Annotated in this window: 19 protein-coding genes and 1 rRNA gene; 15 read left to right on the top strand and 5 right to left on the bottom strand. The window is 40.4% G+C overall.

The genetic code is table 11. The features are described 5' to 3' along the window. Positions 1-322: 322 nt before the first annotated feature. The 5 genes from hflX to ACFN7Z_RS03095 all read left to right on the top strand — a co-directional run bounded on the left by hflX (position 323) and on the right by ACFN7Z_RS03095 (position 4,015). Positions 323-1,654 (top strand): ribosome rescue GTPase HflX, encoded by a 1,332-nt coding sequence (gene hflX, locus ACFN7Z_RS03115; protein ID WP_058951672.1) that lies wholly within the window; start codon positions 323-325, stop codon positions 1,652-1,654. Positions 1,655-1,697: 43 nt separating this feature from the next. Beyond that, the gene (locus tag ACFN7Z_RS03110; protein WP_004695106.1) at positions 1,698-2,069 is read left to right on the top strand and encodes a hypothetical protein; all 372 of its coding nucleotides are present in this window, start codon (positions 1,698-1,700) and stop codon (positions 2,067-2,069) included. A gap of 10 nt (positions 2,070-2,079) precedes the next feature. After that, complete coding sequence (locus ACFN7Z_RS03105; RefSeq protein WP_004695104.1) at positions 2,080-2,754, top strand: LrgB family protein; 675 nt, start codon at positions 2,080-2,082, stop codon at positions 2,752-2,754. A gap of 87 nt (positions 2,755-2,841) precedes the next feature. Further along, positions 2,842-3,285: a DUF2147 domain-containing protein gene (locus ACFN7Z_RS03100; protein WP_010327459.1), complete on the top strand. Its 444-nt coding sequence runs from the start codon at positions 2,842-2,844 to the stop codon at positions 3,283-3,285. Between the two features lie 280 nt (positions 3,286-3,565). Next, positions 3,566-4,015, top strand: a complete 450-nt coding sequence (locus tag ACFN7Z_RS03095) for a DUF2147 domain-containing protein (protein ID WP_004695101.1) — start codon at positions 3,566-3,568, stop codon at positions 4,013-4,015. 43 nt (positions 4,016-4,058) lie between these two features. On the opposite strand, the gene ACFN7Z_RS03090 is transcribed toward ACFN7Z_RS03095, so the two are convergent. Genes ACFN7Z_RS03090 through pdxA form a run of 3 tightly spaced genes read right to left on the bottom strand, consistent with a single transcriptional unit; the run spans position 4,059 to position 6,722 of the window. Next, on the bottom strand, positions 4,059-4,907 hold the full coding sequence (locus tag ACFN7Z_RS03090; protein WP_004695099.1) for a symmetrical bis(5'-nucleosyl)-tetraphosphatase: 849 nt from the start codon (positions 4,905-4,907) through the stop codon (positions 4,059-4,061). A gap of 1 nt (position 4,908) precedes the next feature. Next, positions 4,909-5,721: a 16S rRNA (adenine(1518)-N(6)/adenine(1519)-N(6))-dimethyltransferase RsmA gene (rsmA, locus tag ACFN7Z_RS03085; protein WP_004695098.1), complete on the bottom strand. Its 813-nt coding sequence runs from the start codon at positions 5,719-5,721 to the stop codon at positions 4,909-4,911. A 32-nt stretch (positions 5,722-5,753) separates the two neighbouring features. Next, complete coding sequence (gene pdxA / locus ACFN7Z_RS03080; RefSeq protein WP_010327460.1) at positions 5,754-6,722, bottom strand: 4-hydroxythreonine-4-phosphate dehydrogenase PdxA; 969 nt, start codon at positions 6,720-6,722, stop codon at positions 5,754-5,756. A 492-nt stretch (positions 6,723-7,214) separates the two neighbouring features. Between pdxA and rplM the strand changes: the two genes are divergently transcribed. Together rplM and rpsI are read left to right on the top strand one after the other, a co-directional pair. Then, a complete protein-coding gene (rplM, locus tag ACFN7Z_RS03075; RefSeq protein ID WP_004695096.1) occupies positions 7,215-7,643 on the top strand; it encodes a 50S ribosomal protein L13 in 429 nt (142 codons plus the stop codon). Positions 7,644-7,655: 12 nt separating this feature from the next. Then, a complete protein-coding gene (rpsI, locus tag ACFN7Z_RS03070) occupies positions 7,656-8,042 on the top strand; it encodes a 30S ribosomal protein S9 (RefSeq protein ID WP_004695095.1) in 387 nt (128 codons plus the stop codon). 125 nt (positions 8,043-8,167) lie between these two features. Here the strand turns inward: rpsI and ACFN7Z_RS03065 are convergent, their stop codons facing one another. After that, positions 8,168-8,497: a hypothetical protein gene (locus tag ACFN7Z_RS03065; RefSeq protein ID WP_029575104.1), complete on the bottom strand. Its 330-nt coding sequence runs from the start codon at positions 8,495-8,497 to the stop codon at positions 8,168-8,170. Between the two features lie 123 nt (positions 8,498-8,620). Between ACFN7Z_RS03065 and ACFN7Z_RS03060 the strand changes: the two genes are divergently transcribed. The 8 genes from ACFN7Z_RS03060 to ACFN7Z_RS03025 all read left to right on the top strand — a co-directional run bounded on the left by ACFN7Z_RS03060 (position 8,621) and on the right by ACFN7Z_RS03025 (position 12,977). Next, positions 8,621-9,274 carry a glutathione S-transferase N-terminal domain-containing protein gene (locus ACFN7Z_RS03060; RefSeq protein ID WP_004695093.1) on the top strand — a complete coding sequence of 218 codons (654 nt, stop codon included), beginning with the start codon at positions 8,621-8,623 and terminating at the stop codon, positions 9,272-9,274. 8 nt (positions 9,275-9,282) lie between these two features. Then, positions 9,283-9,714, top strand: coding sequence for a ClpXP protease specificity-enhancing factor (locus ACFN7Z_RS03055; protein ID WP_010327462.1), 432 nt, complete (start codon positions 9,283-9,285; stop codon positions 9,712-9,714). A 17-nt stretch (positions 9,715-9,731) separates the two neighbouring features. After that, the gene (locus tag ACFN7Z_RS03050; RefSeq protein ID WP_010327463.1) at positions 9,732-10,391 is read left to right on the top strand and encodes a hypothetical protein; all 660 of its coding nucleotides are present in this window, start codon (positions 9,732-9,734) and stop codon (positions 10,389-10,391) included. Between the two features lie 396 nt (positions 10,392-10,787). Next, entirely contained in the window at positions 10,788-11,099 is a 312-nt protein-coding gene (locus tag ACFN7Z_RS03045) for a roadblock/LC7 domain-containing protein (protein ID WP_010327464.1), read from the top strand. Continuing rightward, positions 11,092-11,307 carry a hypothetical protein gene (locus ACFN7Z_RS03040; protein WP_224216478.1) on the top strand — a complete coding sequence of 72 codons (216 nt, stop codon included), beginning with the start codon at positions 11,092-11,094 and terminating at the stop codon, positions 11,305-11,307. Before ACFN7Z_RS03045 ends, ACFN7Z_RS03040 begins: the two co-directional genes overlap by 8 nt. Before the next feature lie 191 nt (positions 11,308-11,498). Continuing rightward, positions 11,499-12,056: a hypothetical protein gene (locus tag ACFN7Z_RS03035; RefSeq protein ID WP_228127582.1), complete on the top strand. Its 558-nt coding sequence runs from the start codon at positions 11,499-11,501 to the stop codon at positions 12,054-12,056. Between the two features lie 9 nt (positions 12,057-12,065). Further along, a complete protein-coding gene (locus ACFN7Z_RS03030; protein WP_004695077.1) occupies positions 12,066-12,614 on the top strand; it encodes an ATP/GTP-binding protein in 549 nt (182 codons plus the stop codon). An 18-nt stretch (positions 12,615-12,632) separates the two neighbouring features. After that, the gene (locus tag ACFN7Z_RS03025) at positions 12,633-12,977 is read left to right on the top strand and encodes a roadblock/LC7 domain-containing protein (protein ID WP_010327465.1); all 345 of its coding nucleotides are present in this window, start codon (positions 12,633-12,635) and stop codon (positions 12,975-12,977) included. A 161-nt stretch (positions 12,978-13,138) separates the two neighbouring features. Here ACFN7Z_RS03025 and rrf read toward each other — a convergent pair. Then, a 5S ribosomal RNA gene (gene rrf / locus ACFN7Z_RS03020) occupies positions 13,139-13,253 on the bottom strand. Positions 13,254-13,442: the final 189 nt, after the last annotated feature.

Here is a 13,442-nt window from a genome sequence, read left to right as displayed (position 1 = left end):
TCTTGAGCAACTTGCATTGATCATAAAAACCGAAGGCCCAGATGATTATTTTCAATTTTAATCGCTTAAACAAATTAATTAAAATAAATCAATCGAAATACTAAAACATGGTGTGTATATGAACGACCACGTAAATCCTCCAGCTCCGCCGTTAAATCCTGTTCAGGCACTGAAATTTATTATAGGGCTCAGTATTTTATACTTTGGCACCTTACTGCTTTTGGTTCACTTATTTCGCTCAATGTAAGGCAACGGCATAACTATTTCGCTCAATCTCAGCAAATTCATCTACACTAGAGTTTTCAATGTGAGATCGAATTTAGTGGAATATTTTGAGCAGAAGCAAGGTGGCGAAAAAACCATTTTAGTCAGTGTTGCCATCCATATTCTGGAAGACCTTGATGCAGAAGAATTTCGTTTGCTTGCTAAGTCGGCAGGTGCAGAAATTCTGGAGCATGTTCACGCTCAAAGATTCAAACCCGATGCTAAATATTTCATTGGTTCAGGCAAAGCAGAGGAAATTGCTGCTCGCGTTGAGGAGCTTGAAGCCACGCTGGTGATTATTGACCATGCCCTAACACCCAGTCAGGAACGTAACCTGAGTCGTATTATTAAGTGCCGGGTCATTGACCGTACACGCCTTATTTTGGATATCTTTGCACAACGTGCCCGTACCCATGAAGGTAAACTTCAAGTCGAATTGGCTCAATTGGATCACTTGTCTTCTCGACTGGTCGGTACAGGCATTAGCCTCGATAGCCAAAAAGGCGGGATTGGACTCCGTGGTCCAGGTGAAACGCAACTCGAAACTGACCGTCGTTTACTCCGTGTCCGTGTTGGACAACTTAAAGATAAATTAGAAAAAGTCCGTCAGACCCGTATCCAAGGCCGTGCTGCACGTCAAAAAGCCGCGATTCCAACCGTTTCTTTGGTTGGTTATACCAATGCGGGCAAATCGACCCTGTTTAACACCCTAGCCAAATCTGATGTTTATGCCGCAGATCAGTTATTTGCAACCTTAGATCCAACCTTAAGACGTTTGGAATGGGATGGTATTGGCCCACTGGTCCTAGCCGATACGGTTGGTTTTGTGCGGAATCTCGCGCATGCTTTAGTGGAATCGTTTAAAGCGACGCTAGAGGAAACATTAGAAGCCAGTTTGCTGTTGCATGTGATTGACTCGAGCAGTCCAGACCATATGGAACAAATTGAAGCCGTTGAAAAAGTGCTCAAAGAAATTGGCGCAGATATTCCAATCCTACGGGTGTATAACAAGATCGATCAAAGTGGCGAACAAGCCAAAATCATTTACGCTGAACCCAATGTACCTGAGCGTGTCTATGTCTCAGCACATACAGGCGAAGGATTTAATCTACTACGCCAAGCGGTCCAAGAGTGCTTGATGGGCCAAATTCAAAATTTTGACGTCCTACTCAAACCAGCCTATGGCAAATTGCGTAATCAACTGTACGCCCTAAATGTGATTCAATCTGAAAATTATGATGATGAGGGCAACCTACACCTACAAGTGTATATTGCGCCACATAAACTTGAACAATTGATCAAACAAGCACATTTACCGATTGATGAAATTTTAGGTTTGAAAGCAAAACAATTTCATCGTGAACTCGAAGAATTTGAAATCAAAAGCTAAATCGGTTAAAACGTGATAAGTAAAATGTTAATGACAGAACAAAATGGAATGGATAAAAACTGTTGATTGGAAAGCATGGATCGGCACGGTTGCCCTGATCATCATCTTTCGTGAGGCGGCTGTGTGGATCACTGGACGTTTTGGACATCCTGAACTGGGCAATTTAATTGGACTGATTAGTTTATTAATCGTCCTTTTGGGTTGGAGAAAATTTCATAAAATTCCAGCACGTTTGGTGGATACCAACAATAAAATCATGAAAGAAAGTGCCTTTGCTTTTCTACCTATCAGTGCAGGCTCCCTGTTAATGATGACGCATTTAGGCAGTGAAATCCCAATGTTTTTGGTGGTGCTGTTTGTCAGCACACTAATTCCACTGTGGGTTTACGCAAAAATGTCTAAGAAATGGCTTTAGGAGTGTGCACATGATTCCCATTATTTTCGGTTTTTTCCTAACCCTCGTTGCCTACTTACTGGCAAAGCCACTCAACAAAAAACTGCCACAAATTCCAGTGATTGTTTTTGGCATGTGCTTTGTGATTGCCCTGCTGTTGTTGTTAAACATTCCGTATGAGCAATATATGGCACAGGTAAATCCAGTGTTTAACCATCTGCTCGGTTATGTCACAGTCGCATTGGCTATTCCATTGGCTGCCATGCGCTATGACGACCTCCCCCTCAAAGCCGTGGTGGGCATTTTGGTCTTTGCCAGTATCAGTGCGGTCGGACTGCCGATGGGCCTGGCTTATCTATTACATTTGTCTGACCCTACCATTATGGCATTTGCCACACGCGCAGTCACAACGCCTATCGCAATTAACATTGCAACACTGCTACAAGCCCCTGTGAGTCTGGCCATTTTAATCGTGATTTTATCCGGTGTGATTGGTGCTGCATTTTCACCACTGATCCTCAAACACATTAATGACGAACGAGCATCGGGCTTAGCGCTAGGTCTTGCAGCTCATGCCATCGGTACAGCTCAAGCATGGCAACGGGGAAGTATTGCTGGACGTTACGCAGCCTTTGGAATGGCTGTCAATGCGGTATTTACAGCAATCTGGTTACCTTTGTTTATTCTATACTTGCAAAAAATGTGATATGTTCCTCACATAAACAATTGTATTGTTTAAAAAATCGACTTAAGATGAGTTTGTCGTTGATTAAATGATAAAAGGATTTTGTTCATGAGCAAATTGACACTTGCAATCGCATTCGCTACAACCGTTATGGGTAGTACAGCTTTCGCTGAAGATATTAGCGGCACTTGGAAAAATATTGATGACAAAACTGGGTCGTCAAAAGCCATCCTTGATATTCGCCAAGAATCAAATGGGACATATACCGCTAAGATCGTTAAAGTAACGCCTCGTCCGGGTTATACACCAAAAGAAACTTGTATTAATTGCCCTGCGCCGTATACCAATAAGCCTATTTTAGGCATGGATGTGATGAAAGGTTTGAAACACAGCGGTGATACCAATTACACGGGTGGAAAAATCATTGATCCACTGTCTGGTAATATTTATAGTTGTAAAGCAAAACTCAGTTCGAATGGCAAACGCTTAACCTTGCGAGGATACGTGGGCATATCGGCTCTAGGTCGCAGCCAAACTTGGATTCGAGAATAATCTAGGTTCTTATTACTGAACAGGCCTGGTCTACGCAATCACTTGATCGATTCATTTTAGATTTTGTAGACCACTACTGAGTCACTTATACATTGCTCCAAACTTAGTCTGATTGTTTCAAATTCAATGAATAAAAGTGTTTCAGCTAAGCGTGTATGATTTTTCATTTTTTAAAGGCAACTGCCTAATTCATATCTAAACACAAAACAGTTTGCCTTGTGCAAACTGTTTATTTTTCTGTGTCTTGGATATCTTTTTGTGAAACTATAGAGAACCTTATATGAAAAGTAAGTTTTTTATCGCGGGATTAACATTGTCCATGCTTTGCGGGGGAGCATTTGCACAGGACTTAACAGGGACATGGCAACAAATTGATGATAAATCAGGTTCACCAAAAGCCATTATCGAAATTCGTAAAGAATCGAATAATACTTACACTGGAAAAATTGTAAAAATTACACCACGCCCAGGTTATACGCCAAAAGAAACTTGTGTGAATTGCCCTACGCCATATACCAATAAACCAATTTTGGGTATGGACATTATTAAAGGCTTAAAACATGTCGACGGCACCAATAACTATGAAAAAGGTCGTGTGATTGATCCGCTGTCTGGCAAACTTTATGATGCGAAAATGAAACTGAATGCCACAGGAAAGCGTCTTTCGCTACGTGCTTACATCGGTGTTTCTGCTTTAGGTCGTAACCAAACCTGGTTAAGAATCGACTAAGAATAAAAAAGCCACGAAGTTCGTGGCTTTTTTAATGCATGTGCTATTGAACTGGATTATCAACGGCAAATAAGGTCTCATCTTCTAGACGATAAGCCATTAATTGATGTCCCCAAACACAACCGCCATCTACATTTTGAATCGAGTCCGAAATGGTTTTACCTTGTAAAGCTGCCCAGTGACCAAACACAACTTTATGGGTTTGTGCCGCTTGCGAAGCAAATTCAAACCATGGTTTGAAGCCTTCAGGCATCGGGTCGTTGAGCGAGTCTTTAAAACTAAACTCCAAACGCCCAGCACTATCGGTTAAACGCATACGAGTCAAATAATTTACGATACAACGTAAACGCGCATGCCCCGTCAGTTCATCCGACCATAAGGTGGGCTCTTTGCCATACATTTCTTTTAAAAAGGCATCGACAACATCAAAATCATCTGCTGCAATGACCGCCTCAACTTCTGCGGCTAAAGCAGCAGTTTGTTCTGCTGTCCAATTGGTTGGAATGCCTGCATGCGTCAGAACCGTGGTTGCGTTCGGAAACACACACAAGGGTTGTTTCCGTAGCCAATCAATCAAATCATCACTATCAATCGCATCAATCACATCACGAATGTTATCTTTGTCTTTGATTGCTTTAATGCCACGTGCAGCCGCCAGCAAAGTTAAATCATGATTGCCTAAAACTGTTGCAGCCGCATTACGCTCTACTAATTTTTTAATAAAGCGTAAAGCACCCAATGAGTTTTCACCACGGGCAACCAAATCCCCTGCAAACCAAATAAAATCTTGGTCAGGATCAAACTGTATGGTCTTTAACAAAGCTTTTAGTGCTTCAAAACAACCCTGCACATCACCAATGACATAATTGTATCGAATCTCTGCACCTGCCATCTTAAGCCACCATTTGATCTGCTAATGCCACAAATTGAGCCAGTGTTAAAGTCTCTGGACGCGCCATCGGATCAACACCTGCTTGTTCAAAACCATCTTCAACCAACATGCCTTTTAAGCTATTACGCAAAGTTTTACGACGCTGAGTAAAGACATGCGAGACCAAACGTGCCAAGGCTTTTTCATTTTTTGCCACAATCGGCTTAACCGCATACGGCTCTAAACGGAACACCGCAGAAGTCACTTTGGGTGGTGGGTTAAATGAACCCGGTGGCACTTCAAACAAGAACGTCGGTTTACAGAAATACTGAATCATCACCGACAAACGACCATACTCTTTGCTATTTGGAGAAGCCGTAATACGATCAACCACTTCTTTTTGTAGCATAAAGTGCATGTCTTTAACTTTGTCACCAAACTCCAAAAGGTGAAACAAAAGTGGCGTTGAGATGTTATACGGCAAATTACCCACAACCCGTAAAGGACGACCATCTTCAAATAAATTGGTGAAGTCGTACTTCAGTGCATCGGTTTCAATAATGGTTAAACGTTCAGGATGTGGCACACGCCCCGGCAAACCTGCCGCCAAATCACGGTCTAATTCGACCACCGTAAGTGCGTCACACTCACCAATCAACGGAGAAGTTAAGGCTGCCAAACCCGGCCCAATTTCCACAATGTTATCACCTGAACGTGGTGCAACTGAACGTACAATCTTGGCAATCACACGTTGGTCATGTAAGAAGTTTTGCCCAAAACGCTTCCGCGTATGGTGCCCTTCATCTTTAGGGTTTAAGGCATTAATTTGATACATAAAATTTTCCAACGTGAGTTAGTCACTGAACATTAGTGACGAGCTAATTCTAACGCTAAATCAACAGCGACCTGTAAGCTTGAGCTTTTCGCAAGACCTGTGCCTGCGAGGGAGAGAGCTGTGCCATGATCAACTGAGGTACGAATAAACGGTAAGCCCAAAGTAATATTAATGGCTTCACCAAACCCTTGCGATTTTAACACAGGTAAGCCCTGATCGTGATACATCGCCAAAACAGCATCGGCATCTTTTAAGTTTTCTGGGGTGAATAAGGTATCGGCAGGTAGGCTCAGACTCATATTTATGCCTTGAGCACGGTAGCTTTCCAGCACAGGGTTAATCACCTCAATTTCTTCCATGCCCAAATAACCATCCTCCCCAGCATGTGGATTTAGGCCACACACTAAAATGTGGGGATGCTCTTTTTTAAATTTGCTTTTTAAGTCCTGAGTTAAAATATCAATGACTTGATGCAATCGCTCTTTGGTAATCGCATCGGGTACTGCTCTTAATGGCAAATGTGTAGTAGCCAGCGCGACACGCAAGGTCTTGGTTGCGAGCATCATCACCACACATTCAACCCCAGCAAACTCTTGGTAGTATTCGGTATGTCCACTAAAGTGAATCCCAGCATCATTGATGACTGACTTTTGTACAGGAGCAGTTGCAACACCTACACTTTTACCGGACATAGCATAATCGGCCGAACGTCGTAGCTGCTCTAAGACATAAGGCGCATTTTCAGGATTGAGCTCACCCATTACAACAGCTTTGCTTAAAGGCACATGCTCAACATAAAGTTGACCCTGAGTTGATGATGCTTCTTGCCCTGAATATTCAATCAGTTCAATGTCCAATCCCAAACATGCTGCACGTGTACGTAGCAAGTTCATATCACCAAGGACCACGATCGGACGCTCATCTATACGAGCAGCAAGGCTTAAACAAATATCTGGACCAATCCCAGCAGGTTCACCACTGGTGACATATAAAGGCAGCATGATCAACTCAAATAAAATGCGTTTTGACTATTATACAACGTCTCACCCAGTATCTCCGCATTCACCGTACTCAACTTGAACCTATTCTTTTATATTTAAATCCTCACTTATCCTGTTTTCACATTCCATCAACTTTCAAAGAAAAAAATAAAGCCTCAAACACATCAAACATGAGCAAAGAAATTGCGAGTCGTAACTGCTGCACTGTCCGTTAATTTAAAATGGTTCTATGGTGATAATCCTGCATTTCATTCAGTGAAGTCATAAAGTTCAATATCGCTGTTCCCCATTTTTTTAAAGTTTGAACTCTTTTGTGGTTTTTTAAAAAGAATAAACTTTGATCTCTTCCTTTATGTAGGGAAATACCTTAAAATACGGCTCTTGAAATTTTATATTTTCATTTGTGATTCTGAGCAACTTCGTTTAGAATCGCGTCTCCTTTTGTTTGGACAGATTCCATAGTCCAAACCAACTATAATAGGTAGTGGTTTAATGAAAACTCTCAGCGCTAAGCCTGCTGAAGTTCAACACGACTGGTACGTTGTTGATGCTTCTGGCAAAACTTTAGGTCGCCTTGCGACTGAAATCGCTCGTCGTCTACGTGGTAAGCACAAGACTTCTTATACTCCTCACGTTGACACTGGCGATTATATCGTTGTAATCAATGCTGAAGAAATTCAAGTGACTGGTAAAAAAGCGCTTGATAAAAAATACTATCGCCACACTGGCTTCCCTGGTGGTATCCGTGAGACTAACTTTGAAAAGTTAATCGCTCACAAACCTGAAGCAGTTTTAGAAAAAGCTGTTAAAGGTATGTTACCAAAAGGTCCTCTTGGTTATGCAATGATCAAGAAAATGAAAGTGTATGCAGGTACAGAGCATCCACACGCTGCTCAACAGCCACAAGTTTTGGACATCTAAGGGATACAGCACATGGCTACTAATTATGGTACAGGTCGCCGTAAGACCGCAACTGCACGTGTTTTCTTGTCAGCTGGTACAGGCAAGCTCGTAATTAACAACCGTACTCTTGAGCAATACTTCGGTCGTGAAACTGCTCGTATGGTTGTTCGTCAACCTTTAGAGCTTCTTGAAGTTACTGAAAAGTATGACCTTTACATCACTGTTGCTGGTGGTGGTATCGGTGGTCAAGCTGGCGCTATCCGTCACGGTATTACTCGTGCGTTGATCGCTTCTGACGAAACACTTAAACCTGCTCTTCGTCAAGCTGGTTTCGTTACTCGTGATGCTCGTGAAGTTGAACGTAAGAAACTTGGTTTACGTAAAGCTCGTAAACGTCCTCAATTCTCTAAACGTTAATTCGTTTACCGAATCGGACAAAAAAGCCTTGGTTTATCCAAGGCTTTTTTATACGTGATTTTCAAGTTTTAAGTCTATGCTTCTGGCTTTATTCGCACTACATCCCTGTAGTTACATATTCCAGCTTATTTTGAAAATTGATGATCTTTGGGAAGTGGTGCATTACATGGCTCGTCGGTTTTCTCATCGACCATTTTCACAGGCCCATCATTATAAACAGTGACCTTACAGCCTTTTACTGTATATTCTTGCTGAATGCCGCCATACATCTCATCCTCAGATACAGAAGTAGCAACATCACAGGCTTCATCGGCAATACAAGCTGCATATTCAGCAGTCTGCTGCGCTACATCTACCTGTTCGGCTGCATCTTGATTTTGAGCATAACTACTTGAGATGGAAGTCATTAGTATAATAACTGCAATCGATTGGGTGATTCTGAGCCTAAGCTGCATAGTTCTATCCTTATTTTTCATTTATTCCAAGTTGTTCGATTGTATAAGCATATTAAAGTTAAGATGATTTTATTGGCTATTTTTAGTATTCTAACCGATTCACTTCACCTAGTTTCTTGAAATATGTCTGTCGAAACTACTCCGCTTCAAGGAATTACGCTGTATAGCCATGCAGATGATTTTCGCTCCCACTGGATTCGTTATGTACTTGCAGAGAAGCAAATCAAATACCATCTGGTTTTAAGTGATGCAGATGATGAAGATCTCGCCAGCTTAAACCCTTATAATCAACTGCCCATGTTGATTGAAAATGATTTAAAACTATTTAATGCCAATATCATCTCTGAGTATTTAGACGATCGTTATCGTCAAAACAAGCTCTATGCCGACGCGCCTATGCCTCGCGCGGAACAGCGTCAGTACATTTGGCGCTTTGAACAAGATTGGTTAAAACTTGCCGATATGATGTTACGCCATCCGGATACACTTGATGAACAAGCAAAACTGAAAGCACAAAAAAAACTGAAAGATACACTCATTTCCTTAACACCATTGTTCCAGCATTTCCCCTATTTCATGTCGGAAAGCTTTAGTATTTTAGATTGCATGCTTGCGCCTATCTTTCTACGCTTAAACAGCATGGGCGTGCATTTACCGAAACAGCAATGCCGCCCAATCTATTTATATTGTCAACGTATTTTTAGTCGTCCTGCATTTTTAAAGTCTTTAACTTTGCAGGAGAAAAACCATTATCAATCTGAATTTAAACAGCCGTAGAGAACATTATGTCTGATCAAGAATTAAACCTTACGCCGACTCGTCCATATTTAGCTCGCGCCATTTATGAATGGATTTGTGATAACCAACTGACACCGCATTTATTGGTCGATGCAACCCAGCCCAATACTCTCGTTCCTGAACAGTTTATTCAAGATGGCCAAATTGTCTTAAACATCGTCCCTCATGCCGTACATGCGCTACATATGAGCAACGATGCGATTACCTTCTCTGCACGTTTTGGTGGCGTATCTCGTGATATTTATGTCCCATTTAATGCTGTGATAGGCATTTATGCCCGTGAAAATGGACAGGGCTTGTTCTTCGATCCAAGTGAGTATGACAATCATACCCAAAGTGAGCAAAATGCTTTAAAATCAGACAATGAAGAAAAAACTGAACCCGCTAAGAAAAAACCAAGTTTAAGGTTATTAGATTAATAAAATGGAGTAATTATATGGCTTTTGATTTAGTACAATATTTTGCAGAGCAGATTAAAATTCAAAAGCCTGAGCTTCTGAGTCAATATTCAGATGAGGAGCGACTTCAATATCTGTCTGAGGCCAACACCCTCTCCCTTGGAAAACTCATCACTTTGATGCGTCAAGATGGCACCAAGCTCTATCAAGAGATTCAAACTCAGGATCATCTCTATATTCAAGAACTTGCAAGGCATCTCACCACGTCTCCGCAAAATGAATCACAGTTAGCGAAGGCAGACTTAGAACATAGCTTGACTACAATGTTGGGTCTTCAGTTTGCTGAACTCAAACAACTTGATGTCACGGGAAACTTTGGCGAACATGGAATTCGTGAGCTGCTTGTCGGTCAAATCGAGCACCTCTCTGGTCTGGCTGATGACTGGGTTTGGACAACAAGTGAGCTAACAGAACTGATTGGCTCTAAACCAAAGCCTGAAGAAGAGCTATCATTAGAAGAGACGATGAAGGAGTTTAATCAAATGGTAAATCAACACGCAACTGACCACTCAGATCAGCTACACACACAGGTAGTAGAGCAAAATCCAACGCCAACATGGGCAAAACTGATTGAGCCTGCTGTGGCTATTGTTATTTTATGGGGACTTTATTGCGCAGCAAGTCAAATGTTTGTCTAATTCCCAAGGGATGCACTCATTTTGCGCATCCCTTTATTTTTTAATGAAAAATAATTATATATCTCATCTTTAAAAATCAAAAAAATCGATTTCTTTTTTTGCTTTTATTTGTCCAAATGATAAAATTTACATTTTGTTGCAATAGCAAATAAATTAAACACTTTTTCAAATAACAATAAGCTTTCTCACACTCCTTTTCTAAATACGCAAACTTAATCACAGAATCTATAGCAAAAACTGACTAAAAGCCTCGGGTTTAATCGTACATTTATTCATCTTTTTTTTGTTACATTTATTTATATTAATAATTTTTTCACGCCGTCCATATAATTAAATCGAATTGTGAAACAACAAGTTAAAAGGATTTCAAAACTCATAAAATTAAAGAGAAAAACTATGGCTAAAGTGTCATTGGAAGCATTAGCAAATATCGATGGATTCTATGCAGCAGCATTGGTCGATGGGGAAAGCGGTTTGGCCCTAGCAACTCAAGGCGGTGGAAGCATCGATTTAGAACTCGCGGCTGCAGGTAATACTGAAGTCGTTCGCTCAAAACGACGTGTTGCACAAGCATTGAACTTGAATGACACCATCGAAGATATTTTAATTACACTAGGTAAGCAGTATCACCTTATTCGTCCTTTTGGGAAAGGGGTTGTATGCGTTGTCCTCTTCAACCTAATTAAATTAAAGAAACACTATGAATAAGCAATATATTAATATTGCGATTACTGGCCTGAGTTCAAACCATTCTGACGAACTTAAAACACAGCTACGTAATCTCATTCCTCAAGAGTATCAAATTAACTGGAGCTCCGCTGCTGACCCAACTATTGATCGTTTATTTATCCATGAAAGTTTTTATGAAACCGAAGGATCCAAAAGATCATTCGAAGTCGTCAGTTCCCATGGCTAAAAATTTCTAAGCAAACCCATAACGAAAACCGACTCCACGAAAACACAATTTCTTTACCAATTACACATCTTGAAAGCTTCTCGAATTGGATTATTCAACATCTACTGCCCCCCTCTTTTGACAATCAACAAATCCTTCCTATCGAAACTCAGAATAAAAAAACACACTACAAATTAGAATATTTCAGCAAAATGCTGGATACCGAACGCAACTCAAAGCTACATCTTTTTGATACTTTGGGCACCATTGCCATTATTGATATTCAGAAAAATATCGCTTGGCTCAATACAGAACGAGAACAAGCCTTTACAGATTCTGGTTTTGATTATGACATTGCCAGCACCAGCAACTTCATGAAAGTCTCACGCAAGCAACCCCATATACTTAGCGACTGGTTATGGCAGTTTTTTTGGGATTCACCCATATTTTTGAAAAAAATTGCACCTGAAGATGGACATTTTAAGATCCATATGTGGCCTAAGCCAGCAAGTAATGTGGACAGGAAAACCATTTTTCAACTTTCCAGCTGCTTTATTCAAGGTGGTAAAATTTCAAAAATTGCAACGCAGTTGAATCTCCCTATTGAAACTGTGCAGCGCTTTATTGCAGCCAATATCGCGACCCATAATCTCTCAAAAATCAATATTTGGGATAAACACTTTAACCCACCAGAAATGCCTCAAGTTACAGAAGAAGCAGGATTAATTAAAAGCTTTTTTGGAAAACTAAGAAAAAAACTAGGCATATAGGATAATAATATGATTTTACAACGCTTTAAAATTGTTTTTGCTGGTGGTATGGGCGCGGGTAAGACAGAGGCGATTCGATCACTCTCAGAGATTCCTGTACTGCAAACGGAGGCTTTCAACACAGATGCACAGCGCCATACCAAATTGGAAACTACAGTTGGTATTGATTATGGTGAAATCACGCTTGATGAAAACCTGACCATTGGGCTATATGGTACACCTGGGCAAAGCCGCTTCGACTTTATTTGGTCTGCCATTACTAAAGGTGCTATTGGTGCTGTAATTTTGATTGACCATCATTCAGATAACCCTATTCAAGAATTAGAAAGTTATCTGGAAACCTTTCAAAACTTTACCGACAATATTGCGATCGGCATTACACATACCGATCTTCTTTCTGAGTCAACCAAATCAACCACTATCTATAAAGACTGGTTATTACAAAATGATCTCTTTTCTCCACTCTTCTTTATCGATGCAAGGAAGAAAGATGACGTTTTGTTATTATTAGAAGCGCTCATTACATCCATTGAGATCAACTCAAATATTGCCAATTAACCCTTAACGAGGTTCTATATGTTTACTTTAGCGCAAAGCCGCTCAGCACCAAAAGAGTTAATTGATTTTGCTAAGAATGAAATTCAAGATGTTCTCATGAATGTCCGCAGCGTCAATTATGTCATGCTGTGTAGCACAGATGGCTTCGATTTAGCACATGTTTATAAAAGAGATGGTTATAACAGTACTAAACTTGCGGCAGTTAGTAGCTCGATTTTAGCTATGGTTGCTGCTTTTATGAATGAAATTCATCTCGAAGGTTGTCAGTCGATTACTTTGGATGCGGACAATGGTAAAGCCATTTTAACCTCGATTCCTTTGTATACCCTAAAAAATGCAAGTAACAAAATTATGCAATACTGATATTTCTGATAAATGGTAGATATTTCACATAATTTTAATTTATATAAATGCATTTTTTTATAATTTAACACGCATTCTCCGCTCTATTCTTTTTATTTTTAATCTTTTCAGCATAAAAAAATCCCCCTCAGCGCTTAGCGGAGGGGGATTTAGAATTAATGAGCTGGCGATGACTTACTCTCACATGGATAACTCCACACTACCATCAGCGCTAAGAGGTTTCACTTCTGAGTTCGGGAAGGGATCAGGTGGTTCACTCTTGCTATTGTCGCCAGCACAACTGTTTATGACTATTCGTTGGGTCTTATTTACACATTGTGTATGCCTAACTTTCATCAAATGAGTTATTAACAGGTATATTTGAGTTGATTTTAACATAAAGCATAGCTTTATGTCTTGCGCTCGGACAAACATAATTAATGTTTGTTTATTCCTCGCTCATGTATCTAGCTTTATAACTAAATC

It is taken from the genome of Acinetobacter sp. P1332 (genome assembly GCF_044057475.1).
GTDB lineage: Bacteria > Pseudomonadota > Gammaproteobacteria > Pseudomonadales > Moraxellaceae > Acinetobacter > Acinetobacter johnsonii.
This window is presented reverse-complemented; position numbering and strand designations above follow the sequence as displayed.